We start from the raw sequence: 25,656 nt of genomic DNA on the forward strand, positions 1-25,656 counted from the left end.
CGGCAAAGTGGCGCAAAATAGGGGGGCAGGGATCGCCTGCACCATCATCAATAATGATGCACATAAAACGGATTGCATGATAAACATGGATGGAAAATCAAATGTACAGACCCATAGTCGTTATCCTTTTTATTCTTCTGACGCTCGCCGCACTGATTGAAATGGGGATTATCTCTTTCGGCTAAACCTCCCCCCTCAGAAAGGCCACATTTGCGGCCTTTTTATTTATGAAATATGTGAAGTCGACAGTTTATTTTTATGCGTAGCAGAATCCAAACCCAAACCGAAAATATATTACATTAATGCAATTCTTCGAAATATATCATACAGCAGATGATTCACCCTAACTTAAATCATTATTAAGCAGTCATTAATATTCGCTGTAATTATAAATAAAGCCTATGTATTCAGTATTATCCCCCTCTCATTTCTTCCACTACCTAATCCCGACCGCCTGTACGCCAACGCCTCTGTGGCGCGGCCCGCATAGCCAACAAAATATATTCGCGCTATCAATTAATTTTCTCTGCAATCACAGTGCAGGGTTTACAGACACTTAATTTGCACATTCAGATATTTATAGCTATATCATTTTTACAGCAAAACAAATAATACCTACACAAATAATAAGGTTTATAAATTACGAAAATATAAATAAATAACAGTTACTCATGTAAATAATTAGCTTCGCCCTGATGTTGCCACGTTGATTGCTGGCGGGTCTCGGTCGCTCTAAAGAAAGCAACGGTAAATACTGTTTTATTCACAGTATTTTCGCCGGGAGCGCCCTCATCCCTCCAGAAAATATGGCCACGTCTGACACGCCGTAAACAATAACTCTGCTGGAGTAATAACTGTATGAGCCAAATATCTGTTATATCGAAACTAACTGGCGTGGAAACGACCACGGAGGGAACACAGGTAACACTCGGCCATTCGTCTATTGTTAAACTTAACGTGGATCGCGCCGATATCTCAGGTTACTCCCGCAGCGGAAACGATCTGGTGATTACCCTCCACTCGGGCGAAGTGATTACCCTCAAGAATTTCTACGTCACCGACGCGCAGGGCGTGAGCCAGCTGGTGCTTGAGGAGAGCGACGGTGCGCTGTGGTGGATTGAAGATCCAACCGGTGCCGCCACCTATGAATCCATCGCCTCCACGGACGCCCTACTGGCGGCGTCAGGGAGTGATACCGGCGGCGCCGCAGCGTGGCCCTGGGTGCTGGGTGGCCTGGCCGTCGCAGGTGGGATTGCCATTGCGGCGGGGACCGGCGGTGGAGGTGGCGGGGATGACGATAACAACAGTCCGAATCCCGGCAATCCGGGAAATCCTTCCGAGCCAGATACCACGCCTCCGGATGCCCCCACCAATCTACAGGTCTCACCTGACGGCAAAACCGTTACCGGTACCGCTGAGCCGGGCAGCACGATTACCCTGAAAGATGCCGATGGCAACACCATCGGAACGGGCAAAGCGGGCAGCGACGGGAAATTTACGATTGATCTCGGTACGCCACTCACCAACGGGGAACAGATCACCGCCACCGCCACCGATCCGTCCGGCAATACCAGCCAGGGCGGTCAGGTTACGGCACCGGATCTCACCGCGCCGGATGCCCCGGCCAATCTGGAGGTCTCACCTGACGGCAAAACCGTTACCGGTACCGCTGAGCCGGGCAGCACGATAACCCTGAAAGATGCCGATGGCAACACCATCGGAACGGGCAAAGCGGGCAGCGACGGGAAATTTACGATTGATCTCGGTACGCCGCTTACCAACGGAGAACAGATCAACGCTACCGCCACCGATCCGTCCGGCAATACCAGCCCGGGCGTTCAGGTCACGGCACCGGATTTAACCGCGCCGGATGCACCCGAGATTGTCACCGTCAATGATAACGTGGGCGCCGAAACAGGCCCGCTGAGCAACGGACAACGCACGGACGATGCGCGTCCGACGTTCAGCGGCATCAGTGAAGCCGGCACCGTCATTACCTTCTATGACAACGGGAAACCGATTGGCACCGCCACAGCCGATGCCACCGGGAAATGGAGCTTTACCCCGTCGACCAACCTGTCTGAAGGCAGCCACGCCATTACCACCACCGCGACCGATGCCGCAGGCAATACCAGCCCGGCGTCCACGGCGGTAACCTTCGTGGTCGATACCGTCGCGCCTGGCGCGCCAGCGATCGTCAGCATCACCGATGATGTTGCGCCTGGCACCGGCACGCTCGGGAGTGGAAGCAGCACCAACGACCCGCGGCCACAGCTCACCGGCACGGCGGAAGCGGGCTCGACGGTCACCATCTATGATAACGGCATTGCCATTGGCACAGCGGTTGTGGGCAGTAACGGAAGCTGGAGCTTTACGCCGTCGGTGAATCTGAGCGAAGGCAGCCACCAGCTTACCGTGCGCGCCACCGACGTCGCCGGTAACACTGGCCCGGCCTCGCCGGTCTTTACCGTCACGGTAGATGTCACCGCGCCGCAAACGCCTTCCGGATTTATCATTAACGACGACACGGGCGTACTGAAAGGGGCGATCGGTGCCGGGCAGTTTACCGATGCCTCAGAGCCGCGCCTGACGGGCAGAGGCGAACCGGGCAGCACGATCACGGTTTACGATAACGGCGTTGTTATCGGCACCACCACCGTTCTGCCGAACGGTACCTGGAGCATCACGCCGACGAATCCACTGGCAGAAGGCGCACACTCGATTACCCTGCGGGAAACCGATGCGGCAGGCAACCAGAGCGGTCTGTCTCAGCCGATCAACTTTACCGTCGATCTTACGCCGCCAGACATGCCGGTTGCGACGCTCAACTCCGCAGGCACCCAGATCACCGGTACCGCCGAGCCGGGCAGTAAAATCGTCATCACCAACAATGCCGGGCTGCAAATCGGGACCGCCACTGCCGACAGCAACGGCAACTATGTCGCCAACCTGAACCCTGCGCAGACCTACGGTGAGATTATCTCCGTGGTCGCCTCCGATGCCGCAGGCAACCAGAGCTCACCGGCGCTGGTTAACGCAGCGGATATCACCCCGCCTGCCGCACCGGGCAACCTGGTGGTGGCGGAAGACGGGGCCAGCGTCAGCGGAACCGCCGAGCCAAACAGCACGATTATCATTAAAGCGCCGGACGGTACGATCATCGGCCAGGCCACCGCCGGTCCGGACGGCACATTTACCATCCCGATTTCGCCAGCCCAGACCAACGGCGAAGCCCTTGAAGTGACGGCCACCGACGGCAGCGGTAACACCAGCCCGTCTGGCTTTGCCGACGCGCCAGACAGCACCCCACCGCTGGCGCCGGAAAACGTGGTGATCTCTGCCGACGGCACCACCGTAACCGGTACAGCCGAGCCGGGCAGTACCGTCACCATTCGTGAAAATGGCGTGAAGGTCGGGGAAGCGGTCGCCGACGATCAGGGGAATTTCAGCGTAGATCTGATCCCGCCGAAAGCCAACGGCGAAGCCCTGACTGCCGATGCCACTGATACCGCCGGAAACACCGGTCCGACCGCGCCGTTTGACGCGCCGGACATCACCGCGGCACAAACCCCGGTCATCACGGGCGTGGTGGATGATGCCCCCGGCGTCACCGGTCCTGTCAGCCAGAACGGTCTCACCAACGACAGCACGCCTACCATCAACGGAACGGGCGAGCCTGGCACCACCATCACCCTCTACAGCGGTACTACCGAAATTGGCACCGCAGTCGTGTCGGCGAACGGTCAGTGGTCCATCACGCTGGAAACCGCGCTACCGGACGGCGGGCACGTACTGACGGCGACGGCGGTTGACGCCAACAATAACCTCAGCGGGACATCGAACACCTGGAGCATCACGGTGGATACCGCCGCCCCGGGCGCGCCGGCCATTACGCAGGTCATTGATGACGTACCGGGCCGCACGGGTGCGCTCGACACCAATGAAACCACCAACGACACGCTCCCGACGCTGAACGGTACCGGCGAGCCGGGCTCTACCGTGACGATCCGTCTGGACGGACAGGATATTGGTACTGCCGTTGTCAACAGCGGTGGCGCATGGACCTTCACGCCTACTACCCCATTAGTGAACGGGCAGCATACGTTCACCGTCGTCGCGAGCGATGCGGCCGGTAACGCCAGCGCACCATCAGCCGGCTTTACCTTTACCGTCGATACGACTCCGCCACCAGCGGCCACCATTGACACCGTTTCCGATAACGTGGGGCCCGTGCAGCTTCCGCTTAACAGCGGGGACACCACCGACGACACGCTGCCGCAGTTGCAGGGAACCGCACCGGACGGCACCACCATCACGATCTATGACGGAACCACCCTGCTCGGCACGGCCGTGCTCGACGGCAGCGGCGGCTGGAGCTTTACGCCAACCACGCCGCTGACGGACGGCCCGCACTCGCTGACGGTCCACGCAACGGATGAGGCGGGTAACACCACCATTTCGCCGCCGTTTGAACTGGCGATCGACACCACCGCGCCTGCAACGCCGGATATTCCTGAGATCACCGTCAACCCGGACGGCGGCACGCCGGGGACGGCCCTGAATCCTGGGGAGACCACCCGGGATACCACGCCAACCCTGAGCGGCTCGGGCACGCCGGGCGATACCGTCAACATTTACGATGGTGCCACCAAAATTGGTGAAGCCGAGATCGATGGCGACGGTAACTGGAGCTGGACACCCACCACTCCGCTGCCTGACGGCACCTACGATCTCTCCCTGACGGTGACCAACCAGGACAGCGCCGGGAACGAAAGCGCCCCGTCCACGCCGGTGACCATTACCATTGATACCGACGCGCCTGCCCAGCCGGGAACCCCAACGGTGACAGACAGCGTAAGCCAGATCACCGGCCCCGTGCTGGATGGCGAATCCACCAACGATCCGCGTCCGGTCCTGAGCGGCACCGGTACGCCGAATGACGTCATTACCATCTATGACCAGGTGGGTACAGGCGAGCCGCAGGCCGTGGGCAGCGTTACGGTGGACGGTAACGGTAACTGGAGCTGGCGTCCTGAGAACAACATTGGCGAAGGGACGCACGAATACACGGCGACCGCCACCGATGAAGCCGGGAACGAATCTGTGCCATCAGCCGGTATCACGATAACGGTCGATACCCTCGCCCCGGACACCCCTGTTATCAGCGACATCGCCGGCGCGCAGAACGGCGGGTCCACTAACGACACCACACCGACCCTGAGCGGAACCGGCACCACCGGCGAGACGGTGATCATCTACAACAACGGCGTGGAAGTGGATCGCGTTGAAGTCGTCAATGGCGGATGGTCCTATACCCTGCCGACGCAGACCGACGGCCCGCTGAATATCACCGTCGCCGCGGTGGACGATGCCGGTAACGTTAGCCCGGTAAGCCCGGTCTTTACGGTGGAGGTTGATACGCAGGCGCCAACCGTGCCGCAAATTGACGCCGTCTCTGACAGCCAGCTGACCAACAGCGTGCTTTACACCCGCGACGGTACGCCAACCCTCACCGGGATTGGCGAGCCGGGTTCGAGCGTCACCGTTTCTGTTGATGGTGTCGCCTCGCCGGTGGTCGTGGAGGTTCAGCCGAACGGGACATGGTCCTGGACCGCCGACCCTGCGCTTACCGAGGGGCCGCATACCTTCTCAGTGGCCGCGAGTGACGCGGCGGGGAATACCTCCGCCAGCTCCGGGGATCTCAGCGTGACGGTGGATACCCTGCCGCCTGCAACGCCAACTGATATCGCCATTGCCGCGGAGGGCACCCCGCTGACCGGGACGGCAGATGACGGAACCACGGTGACGGTTCGTGACGCCAACGGCAATGTCATCGGGACCGGGGTCGCGACGGGAGGCACCTTCTCCATTGCCCTCTCCCCGGCCCAGTTGGATGCCGCGACGCTGACGCTCACCGCCACGGACCCCGCAGGCAATGCCAGCCCGTCAACCACCTTTGACGTGCCGGACTCTCCGCTCGAGCTGCCTGCGGTACCGGTGATTACGGCGATCAACGATGACGTCGATCCCGTCACGGGTGATGTGAAAGATAAAACCACCAATGACACCACGCCTACCCTTACCGGCACCGCCGATCCGGACAGCGTGATCGCCATTTATCAGGATGGATCGCTGCTTCCGGTGACCACTGTCGTTGCGGATACAAACGGCAACTGGAGCTACACGCCACCGTTGCCGCTGACGGAAGGGCCACACACCTTCGCCGTCACCGCCACAAACATCACCACCGGCGCGACCAGCGGGCAGTCGCCGATCGCGACCGTGACCGTCGACCTTACCGCCCCGACAGCGCCAGCCATCGGTGCGGTGACTGATGACGTAGGTCCGATCACCGGCCCAATCGCCGACGGGCAGAGCACCAACGACAACCGTCCTACCCTGACCGGGACAGGCACGGCCGGGGACACTATTACGGTGTACGATGACGGCGACCCGCTGGGCACCGTTGTTGTCGGTCCGACCGGCACCTGGAGCTACACGCCGCCTGCGCTGGACGACGGCAGCCACACCCTGACCGTGACCGCCACCGACCCGGCGGGCAATGAGAGCACCCCGTCGGCCGGGATCACCATTGTGGTCGACACCGTCTCCACCACGCCGGTGATTACCAGCGTGACGGATAACGCAGGCAATGCGGCAACGCCTGTCCCAAGCGGCGATCCAACCAACGACACCACGCCAACCCTGACCGGTACCGCCGAGCCGAACAGCGTCGTCGCCATTTTTGATGGCGCCACGCAGATTGGTACGGTGTCGGCAGACGGTACCGGCGCCTGGACATTTACCCCTGAAACCGCCCTCGGGGAAGGAACGCATGACTTTACGGTCAGAGCGACGGATCCGCAGGGCAACGTCAGCCAGCCGTCCGGCGTCTGGAGCATCAATATCGATCTGACGGCGCCACAGGTGCCGACGATCGATACGGTCAGCGACAACGCTCCGGGTGGCGTAACCGGCCCGCTTACCGCCGGGCAGGTCACCAATGACACCACGCCAACCCTGAGCGGCACCGGCCAGGCGGGTACCACCATTCACGTTCTGAATAACGGCGTGGAGATTGGTACCACTACGGTCGACGGCAACGGTAACTGGACCTTTACGCCGGACCCGGTTCTGACGGACGGGACGTATAACCTGCGCGTCAACGCCAGCGATGATGTCGGAAACGTCTCCGCCAACTCGCCAGTATTCGCCTTTACGGTGGATACCACTGGCCCTGCGGCCCCGGTGGTTACCACGGTGATAGACGATGTCAGCCCGGGAACGGGAATCATCGCCAGCAACGGTTCCACCAACGACACCCGTCCAACCTTCAACGGTACGGGGGAAGTGGGCGCAACGGTGCACGTTATTGTCGATGATATGGAAATCGGCACGGCGGTCGTCAACGCCCAGGGTAACTGGACCTTCACGCCGACCACCGCGCTGGGTGAAGGGCCGCATACCATTACCTTCAACGCCACCGATGCCGCAGGCAATACCGGGGTCACCTCGCCACCGTTCAACCTGACGGTGGATACGTCGGTGCCCGACGCACCAGTCTTTACCCCTGCCACCGACAATGCCGGTCCCGTGCTGGGCCCGGTCGCCTCGGGACAAAGCACAGACGACACCACGCCAACGCTGAACGGCACCGCGGCAGCCAACGCGACCATCACCATCTATGAGAATGGTCAGCAGGTGGGCACCGCCGTGGCGGATGCCAACGGCGTATGGAGCTTCACCACCGGCACGCTGGCAAACGGCAGCCACACCTGGACCGCCACGGCAACCGATGCCGCGGGCAACGTCAGTCCTGCCTCACCAGGCTTTACGCTGGTTGTGGATACGACTGCGCCTGCCGCGCCGGTTATCACCCAGGCGATTGACGATGTTGGCACCATCACCGGGGCGATTGGCTCCGGCCAGACCACGAACGATCCTCTCCCGCGCCTGGTGGGGACCAGCGAGCCGCTGGCCACCGTGAATATCTACGAAGGCACTACGCTGGTGGGCACCGGTACTGCCGATGCTAACGGCAACTGGACCGTGGATATCACCGTGCCGCTGGGCACCGGGTCACACACCTTTACCGCAGAAGCAACGGATCAGGCGGGGAACACCGGCACGCCGTCCGCCGACTTCAGCCTGACCATTGACACCACGCCGCCAGCGCTACCGGTGCTGACCAGCATCACCGACGACGTCGGTAATGCTGCGACGCCTGTCGCCAACGGCGGGTTAACCAACGATGCACGTCCAACGCTCACCGGTACGGCAGAAGCCGGCGCGACGGTAACCATCTATGACAATGGGGTACAGATTGGCACCGCGGTCGCCACCGGCGGCGCGTGGAGCTTTACGCCGTCCACCCCGCTGGCTGACGGGCCGCATAATCTGACCTTCTCCGCCACCGACGCCGTGGGCAACGCCAGCGCGCAGACCGGGGGTTACACCATCAATGTGGATGCCACCGCCCCTGTCGCACCGGCAATCACCTCGATTGTGGATGATGTGGGAACCGTCACCGGCCCTGTCACCGGCACCAACCCAACCAACGACACCCGTCCGACCTTAAACGGTACGGCGGAAGCCAATGCCACCGTACGTATTTACGACGGCACGACGCTGGTAGGAACCGTCACTGCCGATGCCAACGGCAACTGGACGCTGCCGCAAACCAGCACCACGCTGACCGAAGGCGCGCATAACTTCACCGCCACCGCCACCGATGCCGCGGGCAATACCAGCGCGCCATCGCCGATTATCACGATCAACGTTGACCTGACGCCGCCACCAGCCCCAACCGGGCTGGCGGTGATCACCAACGGGACGCAGGTTACCGGTACGGCGGAAGCAGGAAGTACCGTCACCATTACCAGCAGCACCGGAACCGTGCTTGGAACGGCCGTCGCGGACGGCAGCGGAAACTTCAGCGCCACCCTCACCCCTCCACAGACCGGCGGGGAGTCACTGATTGTATTTGCTACCGATAAGGCCGGTAACGCAGGTATCACCACCTCAGTGATTGCCCCGATCACCACGATCCCGAACGCGCCGGTTATCGCTAACATCGACGATAACGTTGGCACGGTGACGGGCAACCTGACCAACGGGAAAACCACCGATGACACCACGCCAACCCTGAGCGGCACGGCGCAGCCAAACGCGACTATCACCCTCTATAACAACGGGGTGCTGATGGGCACAGTCACCGCAAATGCCAGCGGCAACTGGAGCTTCACCACGCCGGTGCTGAGCGAAGGGCCGCATGCCTTCACCGCCACGGCGAGCAACGGCTCGGGCACCAGCCCGATTTCCACCTCGACCACCGTCATTGTCGATCTCACTGCGCCAACGGCCCCGACCGGGACCTTCAACGCAGACGGCAGTGTACTGACCGGTAGCGCCGAAGCGGGCAGTACCGTCACCATCCGTCTGGCGGATAACTCAACGGTCACCGCCACGGCAGACAGCAACGGCTCCTGGAGCTACACCTTCCTCAATAAACAGACGGAAGGCCAGACGCTGCAAATCACCGCCACCGACGCGGCAGGCAACGTCTCGCTGCCCGGCTCAGCCCTTGCGCCGGTGGTGCCGCTCTCAGCCAGCACCAACGTTGAAGAGCTGGCGCTGACAACCACCGCAACGGTGACCAACTCACAGTACAGCGACTATGGTTTCCTGCTGGTGGGCGCCGTAGGTAACGTGCTGACGCTGCTCGGCAACGACACCGCGCAGGTAGGTTTCACCGTCGGCAGCGGCGGCAGTGCGGATATTGCCGTGAACGCCAACGCCACGGGGGCCGTACTCTCCCTGCTCAATACCCTTGAGCTGGTGGTACAGCGCTTTGACGCCGCCAACAACACCTGGACCACCGTGGTCGACACCGGACAGCCGCAGTTCGCTGACCTGCTGACCCTCGGCGCGACGGGGGTGTCGCTGAACCTGACCGGCCTGGCGGATGGTCAGTATCGCGTCCTGAGCTACAACACTAACCTGCTGGCAACCGGCTCTTACACCAGCCTCGATGTGGCGGTGAAAGAGACCAGCGCAGGCACCGTGTCCGGCGAGACCAGCGTTGTCGGGAACGTCATCACCGACGTGGATCCAACCGCAGGCAGCGACAACGCCCCGGCGGGCACCACCGTCACCGCGGTCACCAACGCCCAGGGCACCACCACCAGCGTCACGGCTGACGGCACGGTGATTCAGGGGCAGTACGGCACGCTGACCATCAACCTGGACGGCAGCTATACCTATAACCTGACCAACACCAGCGCCGCCGTCATTGGGCGCACGGAGAACTTTACCTACACCATCACCCACAACGGCACCAGCGCCTCGGCAAATCTGGTGCTGTCGCTGGGCGAAGGCACCAGCAGCAGCGGTATCGTGGCCGTGGACGATACCGCCTCGCTGACCTTCGATACCACCGTGGAGGCGATCAACAACGGCACCTCGTCGCAGGGCGGCTTTACCCTGGTGGGGATCAACCTTGGCAATACGCTGGGGCTGAACCTGCTGGACGATCTGGCCAACCCGATCATCTATAACGTGGAAGAAGGCACCACCCGCACCATGACCGTTCAGGCGTCCGTGGGCGGCGTGGCGCTGGCCTCGGTGTTCGACCTCTACATCTATAAGTTCAACAATGCGACGCAGACCTTCGAGCAGATGCGCGTTGAACCCGGCTGGCTGCGCGCGCCGCTGCTGGGGGGCACCTCCTCGCAGCTGACGCTGAATCTGCCTGCCGGTGAGTACCTGTTCCTGCTCAATACGGCGGCGGGGATCACCGCGCTGACGGCCTACACGCTGAACGTCTTGCAGGATCATGTCTACAGCGTGGCAAGCGTGAGCGAGAGCACCACCGGGGATGTGCTGGCGGATGATATTGCACCAGCGGGTACCGTGGTCTCTGACGTGAACGGCGTGGCGGTGAACAGCAGCGGCCTGACGGAGATCACCGGCGAGTACGGTACGCTGCGGATCAACGCGGCCGGGGAGTACACCTACACCCTGGACAGCGGGGTCGGCGCGGACCATATCAGCACGCCGGATACCTTCGTCTACACCATCACCGCGCCTGACGGCTCGAAGGACACGGCATCGCTGAACATCACCCCAACCGCGCGCCCAATGGATGCGGTAAACGATGTCAGCACCGCGATGGACGTCACGTCGGTTCACCATACGTCAACCTATACGGATACCTCCGTCGGCACCGCCAGCTGGACTACCGCCCTGTTGGGGTCAACGCAGGGCAGCGGAAGCGGGACCTTCGTGGTGGATGCAAACACCGCGCTGCATAACGCCTCGCTGCACTTTAACGTGGCCTCGCTGCTGGCACTGGGCGGGCTGACGGTGAACTGGTCAATCACTGACGGGACGAATGTGATTCGCAGCGGCTCCTTCAGCGGAGGCTCACTGCTGGGCGGCAGCATCGACGTTCCGCTGACCGGGCTGGATCTCAACGCCGGGACCTATACGCTGAACTTTACCGGCAGCGTACCGGGGCTGAGCGTGGGGAACATCACCATTACCCCAAGCGTAAACGGCACGACCTACTCCCTGTCGCAGTACGACGCGACGGGCACCCACACCGTTGACGGCAATATCTTCGACGGCACCGGCTCCGCAGGAGCAATGGACCAGCTGCACTCGGTTGATACCCGTGTGAGCATTACCGGCTACGACGGCGTTACCACCCCCCTGGATCCGTACACCGGCAGCACGATGTCAAACATCACGGGCCACTACGGGACGCTGGCGATTGCCGCTGACGGCAGTTACACCTATACCCTTAACCCGGGGATCTCGCTCTCTACCATTACCAGCAAGGAGGTCTTTAACTACACCCTGACCGACGCCAGCGGCACCACGGATACCGCGTCGCTGACCATTGACATGGCGCCGAAGTTTGTCAGTTCGGAGCATAACGATGTGATTAGCGGCACGGCCTACGGCGACACGCTGATTTATCAGGTGTTGAACAATACGGCGGGTAACGCTACCGCAGGTAACAGCACGGGCGACCACTGGACGAACTTCTCCCTCACGCAGGGAGACAAGATCGACATTGGCGATCTGCTGGTGGGCTGGAACGGTAGTGCGTCGACGCTGGGGAACTATGTGTCTGTTTCACAAAGCGGTAACAATACTGTGATCTCCATCGACCGTGACGGCACGGGAGCCGCCTACACTAAATCTGCGCTCGTTACGCTGGACAACGTTCAGACCACCTACGACGAGCTTGTAAACCAGCAACACATCATTACCTGATAGCACCTGCAAGAAATGACCCGGGCGCGAACAGCGCCCGGGCATAAACAAAAAAGCAGTACTTTTTTATTAGGGACAAGACATGGGAAAGAAGATGCCTTACTGGTGGCTCTCGTGCTGCCTGATATCTGTGCCCGCTATCGCGGCAAACCCTGCGGCGATGATTAATACCGGACAATTAAGCGAAACGCAGGAACTCCCCTCTTTAAATGGTCGCGTGGCGCCCGTAGCCAGCAAAGCCGCCCCCGGCACGCTACAGCTGAATGAAGCGGTTAACCGCGCCGTGACCTGGCATCCGGCCATCAGTGAAGCCGTCGGCAAACTTTATCAGCAGAGCGAAAATGTGGACGTCGCCAAATCGAAATATTATCCGCAAATTAACGCCGGCATGGATAACGGCTATAGCCACGACGGTGACGATAATGGCTTTACCCCTTCGCTGGTGCTTTCTCTTTCGCAAATGCTTTACGACTTCGGCAAAGTCGCAAGCCAGGTACGCGCGGAAAACGCGGGCGTCGCCCAGCAGCAGGCCAACGTGCTGGTGAGCATCGACACCATCGCCCACGATACCGCCATCGCCATGGTGCAGGTGCAGACCTGGCAGCAGATGGTCGAGACCGCCAAAGAACAGCTGGATGCCCTGTCCTCCATCGGCACCCTGACGAAACAACGTAATGATGAAGGCGCAACGTCACTCTCTGACGTGGTGCAGACCGACGCCCGCATCGAAGGGGCGCGTGCGCAGCTGATGCAGTATCAGGCCAGCCTCGACAGCTCGCGCGCCACGCTGATGAGCCTGCTGGGCTGGGACAGCCTGAACGCGGTCAGCAATGACTTTCCGCAGAGTCTGGCCCGCAGCTGCGACATCGCCGAGCCGGACGATCGTCTGGTGCCCTCGGTATTAGCGGCCTGGGCGCAGGCCAACGTCGCGCAGGCTAATCTCGACTATGCCAACGCGCAAATGACCCCTACCGTTTCGCTGGAGCCGGAAGTTCGTCACTACCTGAACGACCGCTACGCCGGCAACGAAACGCGGGACCGCACCCAGTACTCCGCGTGGGTAAAAGTGCAGATGCCGCTCTATCAGGGCGGCGGCCTCACCGCCCGGCGTAACGCCGCCGGACACGCGGTGGAATCCGCCCAGTCCACCATCCAGCGCACCCGTCTTGAGGTGCGGCAAAAACTGCTGGAAGCGCGCAGCCAGGTGATGAGCCTGATGAGCACGCTTCAGATCCAGGGCCGTCAGGAAGCGCTCAGCGCCCGCACCCGCGAGCTGTATCAGCAGCAGTATCTCGATCTCGGTTCCCGCCCGCTGCTCGACGTGCTCAACGCCGAGCAGGAGGTGTATCAGGCGCGCTTTACCCAACAGCAAACCGCCGGACAGCTGCATCAGCTTCAGCTCAACTGTCTGTACAACACCGGGCGCCTGCGTCACGCGTTCGATCTTGAAAACCGCACCATCCAGACCGTGGAGATCCAGCCATGAAGCAACGCGATATTCCGCAGGGTGAAAACATGACGGATGAGGCGCTGGAGCAGTGGGCGCAGGCGTTTGGCTATGTGGCGACGCGCTATCGCGTTGCCTGCTCGCCAGGCTCGCTGATCGCCGGCGCGCCGTGGCTGAAAGGCAAACCGATGGTGCCCGCGCTGACGCAGCTCGCCCGTGAAGCCGGGCTGACATTCCAGCTGCTGACGGCCGATCAGCACGCTATCAACAGCTGGCGTCTGCCGGTGGTGGTGGAGCTGAACGACGGTAAAATCGGCGTGATCGACAATTTCGACGGCGAGGATACGCTTGAGGTCAGCTTTTTCGACGACAGCACGCACACCAACCGCCTGTCGATGAGCGCGATGCTGCCTGCCATCCGCCACGTCATCGCCCTGCGTCCGCTGGCGGCGCTGAAGGACAGCCGCGTGGATGCCTATATCTCAAAATACCGCCCGGACTGGCTCTACCGGCTGGTGATGCGCGACCTTCGCCCTTACAGCTGGGTGATGCTGGCGGCACTGTTCATTAACGTGCTCTCCCTCTCGGGCATCGTCTTTTCCATGCAGGTGTATGACCGGGTGATCCCCGCCCAGTCCTATCCGACGCTCTATGTGCTGACCATCGGGGTGCTGATCGCCACGCTGTTTGGCTTTGTGCTGCGCGTGGCGCGCGGACACATTATGGATCTGCTGGGTAAACGCTCGGATCTGCGCGTCTCGGATCGGGTGTTCGGCCACGCGCTGCGGCTGCGCCACAGCGCCATTCCGCGATCCACCGGCAGCTTTATCTCCCAGCTGCGCGAGCTGGAGCAGATCCGCGAGATGGTCACCTCCTCCACCATCTCCACCATCGTCGATCTGCCGTTTTTTATCCTGTTTGTGATTGTGCTGGCGATCATCGCTCCGCAGCTGGCGTGGATCGCCCCGGTGGCGGCGGTGATCATGGTCCTGCCTGGCCTGCTGCTGCAAAAGAAGCTGGCGGAGCTGGCGAAGCAGTCGGCGCATGAATCAACCCTGCGCAACGCGGTGCTGGTGGAGAGCGTGCAGGGGCTGGAGGACATCAAGCTGATGCAGGCGGAGAACCGCTTTTTGCAGCAGTGGAACAGCTATATCCAGATCACCGCTGAATCCGGCCTGCGCACCCGCGAGCTGACCCAGAACCTGATCAGCTGGGGGATGACCATTCAGAGCCTGGTGTATGCCGGGGTGATCGTGGTGGGCGCGCCGATGGTGATCGACGGCACCTTAACCACCGGTTCAGTGGTGGCCGCCTCAATGCTCGCCTCACGGATGATCGCCCCGATGGCGACGCTGTGCGGCGTGCTGGCCCGCTGGCAGCAGGTGAAGGCGGCCAAAGAGGGGCTGGACAGCATTATGCAGCTGCCGACCGAGAATCAGCGCGAAGAGACGCCGATCCGTCAGGACGTGCTGCGCGGACATTACCTGTTCGAGCAGGCGCAGTTTCGCTATCACCCGGAAGATCCGCGTATGGCGCTGCGCATTAACCGTCTGGAGATCAAAGCGGGCGAGAAAGTGGCGATCCTCGGGCGCAACGGCGCGGGCAAATCAACCCTGTTGCAGGCGATGGCGGGCGGGATGGATCTGGCGGGCGGTGAACTGCGGCTCGACAACCTTAGCCTGCCGCATCTGGACGTGGCTGACGTGCGGCGAAACGTCGGCTTTATGACCCAGAACGCCCGGCTGTTTTACGGCACCCTGCGCGAGAACATCACGCTCGGCATGCCGCGCGCCACCGATAAAGAGATCTTCGAGGTGCTGGAGATGTGCGGCGCGGCCAGCTTTGTGCAGAAGCTGCCGAAGGGGCTGGATTACCCGATTATGGAGAACGGCGTCGGGCTGTCCGGCGGGCAGCGGCAGTCCATCCTGCTGGCACGGATGCTACTGCGCGATCCGAATATCGTGCTGATGGACGAACCGACCGCTTCCCTTGATGAGCATACCGAGCGGGAATTTATTCAGCGCCTCGGGGCGTGGCTTGGCAACCGCACGCTGATTGTCGCGACCCACCGCGTGCCGGTGCTGGAGCTGGTGGAGCGCGTGGTGGTACTCAAAGATGGCATGCTGGTGATGGACGCGCCAAAAGCCCAGGCGCTGAACAACAGCCGTATGCAGCAACAGCAGCAGGCAACCGGACGGGAGTGGAAAAATGAAAATCAGTCAGCGTGACGTTGCCGCAGTAGAAGATCTGGATAACGCGCTCGACTCAGAAAGCGGTTATACCGGTGCCCGGCGCATTGTTTTCTTCTCCCTGCTGATGTTTGTGGTGCTTGGCGTCTGGGCGTGGTTCGGGGTGCTGGACGAAGTCTCAACCGGCACCGGGAAAGTGATCCCCAGCTCACGCGAGCAGGTATTGCAGTCGCTGGATGGGGGGATCCTCACCGAGCTGAACGTGCACGAAGGGGATCAGGTGCAGGCCGGACAGGTGCTGGCGCGGCTGGATCCTACCCGCTCGGAATCCAACGTCGGCGAAAGCGCGGCGCGTTACCGGGCATCGCTGGCCTCCAGCGCGCGTCTGTATGCCGAGGTGAACGATCTGCCGCTCAAATTCCCGCCGTCCCTGGCGAAATGGACCGACCTGACCGCCGCTGAAACGCGGCTCTACAACTCGCGCCGCGCCCAGCTTGAGGATACCCAGCGGGAGTTGCGCGCCGCGTTAGATCTCGCGAACAAAGAGCTGGCGATCACCCAGCGGCTGGTGAAAACCGGGGCCGCCAGCCACGTGGAAGTGCTGCGCCTGCAACGGCAGAAAAGCGACCTGGAGCTGAAGCTCACCGACGTGCGTTCCCAGTATTACGTGCAGGCCCGTGAAGCGCTGTCGAAGGCCAACGCCGAGGTGGATATGGTGTCAGCGATCCTGAAAGGCCGCGAGGATTCCGTTACCCGTCTGACGGTGAAGTCTCCGGTGCGCGGGATCGTGAAAAACATCAAAGTGACAACGATTGGCGGTGTGATCCCGCCCAACGGTGAGCTGATGGAAATTGTGCCGGTGGACGATCACCTGCTGATTGAAACCCGCCTCTCGCCGCGGGATATCGCCTTTATCCACCCTAATCAGGAGGCGCTGGTGAAAATCACCGCCTACGATTACGCGATTTACGGTGGGCTACACGGGGTGGTGGAGACCATTTCGCCGGACACTATTCAGGACGAAGCGAAGCCGGAGGTGTTCTATTACCGGGTGTTTATCCGTACCAGCCAGGATTATCTGGTGAATAAGGCGGGCAGACACTTCTCGATCGTGCCAGGGATGATAGCGACGGTGGATATCAAGACCGGTGAGAAAACGGTGCTGGATTATATGATCAAACCGTTTAACCGGGCGAAGGAGGCGCTGAGGGAGCGGTAGTCAAACGCCGGGTGGCGGCTGCGCCTTACCCGGCCTACATTCTCGCAGGCCCGCGCAAGCGCAGCGCCGCCGGGCATTAATCCGCACGCAAGACGTGGAATCCGCCTCGAAGAATTAACCTTTAGTCATGCATCACACTTCCCTTCAGCCATGACCAGGGTAATATTACTCGAAGACAAAACGCACTTGCGCACAGTGCAGGAGTGCATTACTATCCACTCAGCTTCAAGGACTGGAGCTTACCAGCATTATGATTAATCATTTTCGGGATCAATGGCTTGAGGATTTTTTTCTCTACGGGAGATCGAGCAATGTTATCCCTTTGAATCTGGAAACAGCGCTTGCAAGAAAGCTCGACATCATCAATGCGGCCATGTCGCACCTGGATTTACGATCGCCACCGGGCGATATGTATGAAGCATTGAGTCCTCCGTTGAAGGGATATTCCTCTATCCGGGTAAACAGACAATACAGGCTTGTATTTCGCTGGTCAGAGGGAAAAGCAGACGATCTCTATCTCTCTCCACACAAGTACACGCAACACAAGTGAGGCATCACCTATGACACTTCAACAGGCACTCCGCAAACCCACCACGCCGGGCGAGGTGTTGCAGTATGAGTATCTTGAACCGCTCAATCTGAAAATCAACGATCTGGCAGAGATGCTAAATGTACACCGCAATACCGTAAGCGCATTGGTCAATAACAATCGCAAACTTACTGCCGATATGGCGATCAAACTGGCAAAAGCCTTTAATACCACTATTGAATTTTGGCTGAACTTACAGCTAAACGTTGATATCTGGGAAGCGCAATCTAACTCCCGCACGCAGGAGGAGTTAAGCCGGATAAAAACCGTGGCGGAAGTCATGGCGAAGCGAAAATCCGGCAAGCCAGACGTTACCCTGCACGGGAACAGCGCATAACGGCATCTGCCATTATGCGCACCCTGTTACAGGGAAATTTTGAGGCGTCGAACCGCTTCTTTAAGCTGCTCATCCGTTGGGGTAACGAAAGACATGCGCAGCGTGGTATGGTCCGGCTCGTTGCAGTAGAAGAACTCACCCGGCACAAACACGACGCCGTTGCTCAACGTTTTTTCCAGCCATTTCGTCGTATTGATGCCGTTGTTCATTTTCGCCCACAGGAACATGCCGCCCTTTGGCTTGTGGAACGACATCACATCGCCCAGCTCCGCTTCCAGTTCCGTTGCAAAGGTCTGGTATTTCTGGCGATAGGCTTCGCGGATCATTTTAATCTGATTCGCCAGACGACCGGTTTTCAGATACTCGTACGTCATCAGCTGCGACAGCGTGCTGGTGTGCAGATCGGTGGTTTGCTTGAGGTTCACCACCGCGCGCTTCAGCCACTCCGGCACCAGCACCCAGCCCACGCGGGTGCCCGGCGCGAGGATTTTAGAGAAGGTGGAGGTGTACACCACGTTATCCTCATTGCCGATATCTTTGGCATGAGCAATCAGCGGGCGGAACGCTTCGTCGGTGTAGTTGATCTCGCTGTACGGGTCGTCTTCGATAATCACGAAGTCATAGCGCTTCGATAATTCCACCAGCTGTTTACGACGCGCTTCGGAGAGCGTCACGCCGCCCGGGTTACCAAAGGTTGGCACGATATAAACCGCTTTGATGGTTTTGGTGGCTACCAGCGCTTCAAGTTCATCCACTTTCATGCCGTCACCGTCGGTGCCGACGGATTCAAAATTCGCCTGCGCCAGGCCAAAGACCTGCAACGCGGCGAGGTAGGTAGGCCGCTCCACGACGACCGTATCGCCCGGGTTAATTAACGCCCGCGCCAGCACGTCAAGCGATTGTTGCGAGCCGGAAGTAATGACCACGTCATCGGCTTTACAGGCGATGCCGCGACCTTCACAGATGCGTTGGATCTCTTCGCGCAGCCCCGGGACGCCTTCCGTCAGGCCATACTGGAACGCTTCGCCAAAATGCTGAGAAAGCACGGCATCAGCGGCGATTTTTAAACCCTCATGATCGAACAGGTCCGGATTTGGAATACCGCCACCCAGCGAAATCACGCCTGCCATTTTGCTATGTTTTAATAATTCACGGATGGCAGAGGATTGCAGGCCCTGCGCGCTGCTGGCGAGTTTGTTTGCAGACATTCTTTACTTACCTTCTTTTTTTATATTGTGCCCAATCTTAGCAGAATATGGGCAATAAATTCCGTTAGCTTAGGCAGCGGCCGCAAATCCTGACGCCACAGTAAATGCACCGGCCTCGGCGCGGGCGTAAACGCTTCCAGAACCCGAACCAGCCTGCCGCTCGCCAGCTCTTCCGCCACCAACACTTCCGGTTGCAGCAGGAGTCCCGCCCCGGCTCGCGCCGCCATGCGTAAGCCGTAGCCGTCATTGCATCGTAAGACGGCATCACGCTTCCAGCGCACTTCGCCTTCCACTCCCGGCAGCCGCCACTCGTTACGCGCCGTCCAGACCGTGTGCGACAGGCACAGGTGATCCACCAGATCGGCTGGCGTTTGCGGCGTACCGTGACGCGCCAGATAATCCGGCGCGGCGCAGATCACCATGTTGTAGGGACACAGGTATTTCGCCACCAGATCCTCATTACGGATCTCACCGATACGAATGGCCAGATCGACCCCTTCCTCTACCAGATCCACCATTCGGTTGGTGAGATCCAGTTCGATGCGCACTTCCGGGTAACGCTGCAAAAACGTGGCCGTCAGAGGCGCGATAACGCAGCCGCCAAACGAGGTAGGCGCCGTCACGCGCAGGGTGCCGGCGGGTGTGGCTCGCAGACGCTCAACCGCGTTTTCAGCAATCGAGACCTGCTCCAGCACGCGCCTGGCCTCTTCGAAATAAACGCGTCCGGCATCCGTCAGGCTCTGGCGACGGGTGTTGCGCTCCAGCAGCCGCGTACCGAGCTGCGATTCCAGCTGCGCAATATACTTCCCGACCATTACCGCCGACATCTCCAGCCGGGCCGCCGCGCCGGTAAAGCTGCCGCTTTCCACCACCGCGATGAACGTCTCCATGCCGCGAAGCTTATCCATATTACGAACCTCTGGTTAGTAATCTTCTAACATCATCCCAGTTTATCTGAATTTTTATTTATTAAAGAATGAAGGCTCACAACATAAGGAGTCTGCTATGAAAATCGTCATTATTGGTGCCAGCGGTACCGTCGGTCGTGCTGTGACAGAAGAGCTAAGCCGTCGCCACGAGGTGATCCGCGTGGGTCGCACGCAGGGCGATCATCAGGTGGATATCACCTCGCAGGCGAGCGTGCAGGCGCTGTTCAAAAAGATCGGTCCGGTGGATGCGATTGTCTCCGCCAGCGGAGGGTTGCACTTCGGCCCGCTCTCAACCATGACCGACGGCGAGTTCAACCAGGGTTTGCAGGATAAGCTGCTGGGGCAGGTTCGTCTGGCGCTGACCGGCCAGCACTACCTGAACGAAGGTGGCTCGATTACGCTGATAAGCGGGATTGTGGCGCACGAGCCGATTGCCCAGGGTGTGAATGCCACCACGGTTAACGCCGCGCTGGAAGGGTTTGTGCGCGCCGCGGCCTGTGAACTGCCGCGCGGTATTCGCATTAATCTGATCAGCCCGACGGTGCTGACCGAATCCGCCGAAGCGTACGACGGCTTCTTCCCGGGCTTTGAAAGCGTTCCCGCCGCGACCGTTGCGCAGGCTTACCGCCGCAGCGTCGAAGGGGTGCAGAGCGGGCGGGTGTATAAAGTCGGTTATTAAGCCTTACGGGCGGCGATCAGCACCAGCATCGGGCGCTCTGCCTCTTCTGCCAGCGCGGGCCAGGCGTCAATTTGCGCCTGCGTTGGTCCCCACTCATTGACTTCGCTTATTGTTAATCCGGCCTTGATCAGCGCGTTAAGCGTGGTGCCCAGCGTACGGTGGTATTTAATCACCCCGTCTGCCAGCCAGTTGCTGACGCGCTGGCTTTCGTCCTGATAATGGTTCACGCCCCAGAACCGCTCGCCGCGGTTGTCCGTCAGCCAGCCCTGACGGGAGGCGCAGGTGTAAATCGGGTGCTCCATTGAGAAGACCAGGCAACCGCCGGGTTTAAGCGCGCGTTGAACGTGGGCAAATAATGTGTTCAGTTCCGGCAGATAGTGCAGCGCCAGCGAGCTGTAGACCAGATCGAGGCTGTTCTCGTTGAGCTTGAGAGACTCCAGATCGCTACGCTGATAGTGAATCTGTGGATCGGCGGTGAGCTCCACTGCGCGAGCGAGCATCTTTTCGGAGATATCCACGCCCGTGACGTCAGACGCGCCCAGCTCACGCGCCGCGCGGCAGAACCAACCATAGCCGCAGCCAAGATCGATAACCGATTTGCCGGTTAAATCCGGCAGCATCGCCCTGAGCGCAGGCCACTCCGGCGCGCCGTCCAACCCCTGCACCGAGCGCGGAAGCTGAGCGTAGCCTTCGAAAAACGCCGGATTGTCGTAGATGTTTTGTGCCATGGCAGATCCCTCTTTAAGAATGTGCATAGCAGTATACTGCATTGTCGGGTGGCGGCTTCGCCTTACCCGACCTACAAAATCTCCGAACCGTAGGCCGGGTAAGCGCAGCGCCACCCGGCACCACATTAGCCCACAGAGCCCCAGACCAGATTCCCCTTATGGAACGTCGCGGTACGCGGAGAGATGCGTGCCACGGCCTCGGCGGAACAGGAGGCATCCACCAGCACAAAGCTGGCGTCATCCTGCGCTTTCGGCCACGCGCGCTCGCCTTTGTCGTTCAGCGGCAGTACGTCGCCGGTGGCGATGCCCAGCGCACGCGAAAGCGTCTGCTCATTCGGGCGAATATAGAGCTGTGCATAGAGGTTGGCTTTCTCCAGCATGTCCCCCAGACCGTACGGCGACCAGTGGTCGATCACGCTGTCGGTACCGGTCATGACAAACACGCCTTTATCACGCAGCTGCTTCAGCGGCATGTGCAGAGTGCCAATCGGCACGGTGGAGGCGATGGTCACCTGTTGTGCCGCCATGCGGGTGGCGATCTCATCCACCTCTTGCTCGTTAAGCGTCGCCAGGGCGAAGGCGTGGCTGATGGTCAGCTTCCCCTTCAGCGCCGGCGTTTTCTCCACGGTTTGTACCATGTAGTTCACCGCCGCCACGCCCGCCGGGCTGGTTTCATGCAGATGGATATCCACCCCTTTGTCATAATCCAGCGCAATCTGGAACATGGTGTCGAGGGATTTCTCCATCGCGCCGTCGACGTTGGTCGGGTCCAGCCCGCCCACGTAATGCGCCCCCGCCTGCATCGCCTCGCGCATCAGCTTTTCAGAATGAGACAGCAGCAGGCCGTGCTGCGGGAAGGCAACGATTTCGCAGTCAAAGCCTGCGCCCCGGCGCGCCAGTACCGCCTGCAAATTTTCCAGGTTTTTCAGGCCGGAAACCGGCTCTATGTTGCAGTGGCTGCGGGCGATGGTTGACCCTTTGGACTGGAGCAGGTCGATCAGCTTTTCGGCGCGTTCTTGCGTGTAGGGCTGTAACTCCGGCAGCAGCTTCTGCTCCAGGCGGATCATGTCCTGAATGGTGGTGCCCGCCGGACGGTTCAGGGAGCGCCACGGGCCGCCGTAGAAGGTTTTATCCAGATGGATGTGCATGTCGCGCATCGCCGGGAGCATCAGCTTTTTGCCCGCGTCGAAGTGCGGCAGGGTCGCGTCCGCGTGGCTGTTGTTGTCGCGCAGGGCGAAGATTTTCCCGTCTTTGATTTCCAGCGTTTTCAGCTCGGTGCGGGTACTTGTCGCCACGCTGCCGTCGAAGTTAAACCCGGCTTCCAGCAGCACGTTGTCGAGATAGTAATGTTTTGCGGTGATGTTCATCGGTTTACCCGTCTCGCAGGTTGCCTTTGCAGAATCGGCAGCATACGCGACGGAACCCGTGGCGCCAAACAGCGCGCAGGCGGTAGCCATTTTGCCGCTCTGGCTGATAAACTCGCGGCGGCTTTTATTCTCACTCATCTTATCTTCCTTCATTAATAATGTGGGTACCCGTTTCACCGCGCAGCGCCGCGGGCAGGCAGTCCGGCGAGGTAATGATCACCCGCCTGCCGCCATGGCGTAAAAATTCCAGCGAGGCGACGATTTTCGGCAACATGCTGCCCGCCGGAAAATGCCCTTCTTCCATATAGCGCGTCATCTGCGCCACGTTCACCGTGCTCAGCGCCTGTTGATTCGGCTTGCCGAAGTGGATGCACACTTTCTCCACGCCGGTGGTGATCACCAGCACGTCGGCGCGGATCTCGCGCGCCAGCAGCGCGGTGGAGAGATCTTTATCTATCACCGCGTCCACGCTCTGGTAATCGCCCTGTTCACTGCGCACCACAGGAATGCCTCCGCCCCCCGCGCCGATCACCACAAATCCTTTCTGCGTCAGCGCCTTGATGGCATCCGACTCAACGATGCGCCGCGGCTGCGGTGAAGCCACCACGCGGCGATACCCCCGGCCTGAATCCTCAACAAAATGCCAGTCCGGGTGCGCAAGTTGCAGTTCGTCGCGCTGCGCCTCGCTGAAGAACGCGCCGATGGGTTTCGTCGGGTGCGTAAAACCAGGATCGTTTTTATCCACCTCCACCTGGGTGACGACCGTGACCGCTTTTTGTTCCCCGCGCGCCGCCAGGCGGTTGTTGAGCGCCTGCTGGATCAGGTAGCCGATCCCGCCCTGGGTATCCGCCACGCAGTTTGCCAGCGGGGTCAGCGGCAGCCCTTCCCGCTCGTGGGCGATTTCGGCGCGGCGCAGATCCAGCCCCACCTGGGGGCCATTGCCGTGGGTGAGCACGATGTCATAGTCCGAGGACAGCATTTCGAGCACCGACTCTGCCACCGCTTTGACCGCCTGCGCCTGATGCTCAATCGACTGGCTGGCGTTGTCTTTGATAATGCTGTTGCCGCCGATGGCGACGACCATAAGCTCTTTCATTTTGTTTCCTTTAGAAGGTGCGTTCTGGTGCCCTCATCCCGGCCCTCTCCCACAGGGAGAGGGGGATTAACAGAGGTATCCAGCACATGCTTCACCACAAACATCCCGCCCATCATCAGGTAGGCCGTGACGAACATCAGGGAACTGCCCTCGGCAAAGCCCACCACCGGCGCGTGGATCACCCCAAACAGCGCCAGCAGCGCTCCACCGGCCGCCGCGACGGCCCCCCGCAGCGGTTTGTTGAGGATGGCGAAAATGGCGATACAGCCCCAAAGCATGCTGGCGAGCGGCGCGCCGTTGCCGAGATGCATCAGGCCTTCGTAGTAGATCCCCTTGCTGTGCAGCACGTCGGTGCCGATTTTCGCCGCGCTGGTCCCCGCCGCGCTCATCACGCTGTTCATCATGGTCAGCGCCCAGTTGGCGATCCACGGGAACAGGCAGATGAAGATGACGGGTACCTCCACTTTCGGGGTTTCCCTCACCACCTGGTTGGCGGTGACGACGCCGATAAACACCAGAATCGGCACGATGGCGGTCATCGGTATGATGGCGAGCATAAAGGCCCCCAGCCCGAACAGCGGCACGATGAACATGGTCACGCCGGACGCCAGGGTGTAGCCGATGCTGGCGCCCATCGCTTTCCAGCCAGGATGGCCGACGTAGACCGTGACCGGGAACGGATTGCCCATCAGGCAGCCGAGCATCGAGGCCAGACCGTTCGCCAGCATTACCTTGCGGGTCGGGTATTCATCCCCCGCCGCGTGGGCGCTTTCGATGTTCTCCAGGTCAAAGATGTAGTTCGCCAGCCCCAGCGGTACGGCGGACGCCAGATACGGCAGCGCGTGCGGCAGTCCTTGCATGAAGCTGTCCACGTGCACTTCTGGCGGGTTAAAGCCGAATGATGACATGGACGCTTTAATGGCATCCGGGCTTTGCAGGCCGGAGATCCACGCAAGCAGAGTACCGGCAATTAACAGCAGCAGGCCGGTCGGGATTTTGGCAAAAATCGGCTTTTTACCGAACCAGTTAATGAAGATCAGCAGCAGGACGATAAACGACACGGTCGGCGCTTCGAACGCCTGCAACATCGGGTTCATCGCCAGCAGCAGCAGGCCAAGACCGGACAGGCACGACAGCAGCACGGTACGCGGGATCATCTTGCGGATGGTTTCCCCCAGGAAGGAACCGCCCGCGAGGATCATCGCTTCCACAAAGCACCACACCAGGCCAATCTGAATCGCGAAATCCGCATCGCCGGTTTGCTGGTAAACCGGCATTAAGACCAGGAAGGTCACGGTAAAAATCGACGGCGCGCTTGGGCCGGACGGCAGCGCGGTGACGTCCGTTCGTCCGGTGGCGCGCGCCATTTGCAGGCCAAACCACGTATAGCAAAGACTCGCCACCAGCACCGCCAGCCCGAAGGCTGGCGCGATGCGTCCATAAACAATCTCCTTCGGGATGCCGACGACAAAAATGAGCAGCCCCATCATGGTCAGCAAATTGGTCAGGTTGTTGGTCATCAACCCGAAATAAGCTGCCCAGTCACCTCTTTTCCACTCCAGTTTCATGTTTTTCATGGATGCATA

13 protein-coding genes are annotated in these 25,656 nt (G+C 60.3%); 7 read left to right on the forward strand and 6 right to left on the reverse strand.

Going from position 1 to position 25,656, the window contains the following annotated elements; translation table 11 throughout:
• Nucleotides 1-858: 858 nt before the first annotated feature.
• The 6 genes from ACOTYH_RS09925 to ACOTYH_RS09950 all read left to right on the forward strand — a co-directional run bounded on the left by ACOTYH_RS09925 (nt 859) and on the right by ACOTYH_RS09950 (nt 18,063).
• Nucleotides 859-12,282, forward strand: a complete 11,424-nt coding sequence (locus tag ACOTYH_RS09925) for a BapA/Bap/LapF family large adhesin (protein ID WP_421637722.1) — start codon at nt 859-861, stop codon at nt 12,280-12,282.
• Nucleotides 12,283-12,364: 82 nt separating this feature from the next.
• Nucleotides 12,365-13,768: a TolC family outer membrane protein gene (locus ACOTYH_RS09930; RefSeq protein WP_023295304.1), complete on the forward strand. Its 1,404-nt coding sequence runs from the start codon at nt 12,365-12,367 to the stop codon at nt 13,766-13,768.
• A complete protein-coding gene (locus ACOTYH_RS09935) occupies nt 13,765-15,957 on the forward strand; it encodes a type I secretion system permease/ATPase (RefSeq protein ID WP_017692801.1) in 2,193 nt (730 codons plus the stop codon). The genes ACOTYH_RS09930 and ACOTYH_RS09935 overlap by 4 nt, the downstream gene beginning before the upstream one ends.
• Entirely contained in the window at nt 15,938-17,137 is a 1,200-nt protein-coding gene (locus tag ACOTYH_RS09940; RefSeq protein WP_017382757.1) for an HlyD family efflux transporter periplasmic adaptor subunit, read from the forward strand. The genes ACOTYH_RS09935 and ACOTYH_RS09940 overlap by 20 nt, the downstream gene beginning before the upstream one ends.
• Nucleotides 17,138-17,387: 250 nt before the next feature.
• Nucleotides 17,388-17,687 (forward strand): type II toxin-antitoxin system RelE/ParE family toxin, encoded by a 300-nt coding sequence (locus ACOTYH_RS09945; RefSeq protein ID WP_421637723.1) that lies wholly within the window; start codon nt 17,388-17,390, stop codon nt 17,685-17,687.
• Nucleotides 17,688-17,697: 10 nt separating this feature from the next.
• The gene (locus ACOTYH_RS09950; RefSeq protein ID WP_015571639.1) at nt 17,698-18,063 is read left to right on the forward strand and encodes a HigA family addiction module antitoxin; all 366 of its coding nucleotides are present in this window, start codon (nt 17,698-17,700) and stop codon (nt 18,061-18,063) included.
• Between the two features lie 26 nt (nt 18,064-18,089).
• On the opposite strand, the gene ACOTYH_RS09955 is transcribed toward ACOTYH_RS09950, so the two are convergent.
• Together ACOTYH_RS09955 and ACOTYH_RS09960 are read right to left on the reverse strand one after the other, a co-directional pair.
• The gene (locus tag ACOTYH_RS09955; RefSeq protein WP_017382758.1) at nt 18,090-19,271 is read right to left on the reverse strand and encodes a PLP-dependent aminotransferase family protein; all 1,182 of its coding nucleotides are present in this window, start codon (nt 19,269-19,271) and stop codon (nt 18,090-18,092) included.
• A gap of 20 nt (nt 19,272-19,291) precedes the next feature.
• Nucleotides 19,292-20,179 (reverse strand): LysR family transcriptional regulator, encoded by an 888-nt coding sequence (locus tag ACOTYH_RS09960; protein ID WP_015571641.1) that lies wholly within the window; start codon nt 20,177-20,179, stop codon nt 19,292-19,294.
• Between the two features lie 97 nt (nt 20,180-20,276).
• On the opposite strand from ACOTYH_RS09960, the gene ACOTYH_RS09965 reads away from it, so the two are divergent.
• Complete coding sequence (locus tag ACOTYH_RS09965; protein ID WP_017382759.1) at nt 20,277-20,879, forward strand: short chain dehydrogenase; 603 nt, start codon at nt 20,277-20,279, stop codon at nt 20,877-20,879.
• Here ACOTYH_RS09965 and ACOTYH_RS09970 read toward each other — a convergent pair.
• The 4 genes from ACOTYH_RS09970 to ACOTYH_RS09985 form a co-directional block, all read right to left on the reverse strand.
• Complete coding sequence (locus ACOTYH_RS09970) at nt 20,876-21,607, reverse strand: class I SAM-dependent methyltransferase (RefSeq protein ID WP_163305786.1); 732 nt, start codon at nt 21,605-21,607, stop codon at nt 20,876-20,878. The genes ACOTYH_RS09965 and ACOTYH_RS09970 overlap by 4 nt on opposite strands.
• A 125-nt stretch (nt 21,608-21,732) precedes the next feature.
• Entirely contained in the window at nt 21,733-23,112 is a 1,380-nt protein-coding gene (locus ACOTYH_RS09975) for an amidohydrolase family protein (RefSeq protein WP_421637724.1), read from the reverse strand.
• A gap of 1 nt (nt 23,113) precedes the next feature.
• A complete protein-coding gene (locus tag ACOTYH_RS09980; RefSeq protein WP_047055938.1) occupies nt 23,114-24,070 on the reverse strand; it encodes a carbamate kinase family protein in 957 nt (318 codons plus the stop codon).
• Nucleotides 24,067-25,647, reverse strand: coding sequence for a hypothetical protein (locus ACOTYH_RS09985; protein ID WP_015571646.1), 1,581 nt, complete (start codon nt 25,645-25,647; stop codon nt 24,067-24,069). The genes ACOTYH_RS09980 and ACOTYH_RS09985 overlap by 4 nt, the downstream gene beginning before the upstream one ends.
• Between the last annotated feature and the right edge of the window lie 9 nt (nt 25,648-25,656).

The organism is Enterobacter cloacae complex sp. SHL001, from assembly GCF_049236825.1.
Taxonomy (GTDB): domain Bacteria; phylum Pseudomonadota; class Gammaproteobacteria; order Enterobacterales; family Enterobacteriaceae; genus Enterobacter; species Enterobacter hormaechei_C.

What these genes read in the sequence shown, in the direction of transcription:
- ACOTYH_RS09965 (WP_017382759.1), top strand. Translation starts at nt 20,277, where the DNA reads ATGAAAATCGTCATTATTGGTGCCAGCGGTACCGTCGGTCGTGCTGTG.
- ACOTYH_RS09940 (WP_017382757.1), top strand. Translation starts at nt 15,938, where the DNA reads ATGAAAATCAGTCAGCGTGACGTTGCCGCAGTAGAAGATCTGGATAAC.
- ACOTYH_RS09945 (WP_421637723.1), top strand. Translation starts at nt 17,388, where the DNA reads ATGATTAATCATTTTCGGGATCAATGGCTTGAGGATTTTTTTCTCTAC.
- ACOTYH_RS09975 (WP_421637724.1), bottom strand. Translation starts at nt 23,112, where the DNA reads ATGAGTGAGAATAAAAGCCGCCGCGAGTTTATCAGCCAGAGCGGCAAA.
- ACOTYH_RS09930 (WP_023295304.1), top strand. Translation starts at nt 12,365, where the DNA reads ATGGGAAAGAAGATGCCTTACTGGTGGCTCTCGTGCTGCCTGATATCT.
- ACOTYH_RS09970 (WP_163305786.1), bottom strand. Translation starts at nt 21,607, where the DNA reads ATGGCACAAAACATCTACGACAATCCGGCGTTTTTCGAAGGCTACGCT.
- ACOTYH_RS09960 (WP_015571641.1), bottom strand. Translation starts at nt 20,179, where the DNA reads ATGGATAAGCTTCGCGGCATGGAGACGTTCATCGCGGTGGTGGAAAGC.
- ACOTYH_RS09935 (WP_017692801.1), top strand. Translation starts at nt 13,765, where the DNA reads ATGAAGCAACGCGATATTCCGCAGGGTGAAAACATGACGGATGAGGCG.
- ACOTYH_RS09980 (WP_047055938.1), bottom strand. Translation starts at nt 24,070, where the DNA reads ATGAAAGAGCTTATGGTCGTCGCCATCGGCGGCAACAGCATTATCAAA.
- ACOTYH_RS09955 (WP_017382758.1), bottom strand. Translation starts at nt 19,271, where the DNA reads ATGTCTGCAAACAAACTCGCCAGCAGCGCGCAGGGCCTGCAATCCTCT.
- ACOTYH_RS09985 (WP_015571646.1), bottom strand. Translation starts at nt 25,647, where the DNA reads ATGAAAAACATGAAACTGGAGTGGAAAAGAGGTGACTGGGCAGCTTAT.
- ACOTYH_RS09950 (WP_015571639.1), top strand. Translation starts at nt 17,698, where the DNA reads ATGACACTTCAACAGGCACTCCGCAAACCCACCACGCCGGGCGAGGTG.
- ACOTYH_RS09925 (WP_421637722.1), top strand. Translation starts at nt 859, where the DNA reads ATGAGCCAAATATCTGTTATATCGAAACTAACTGGCGTGGAAACGACC.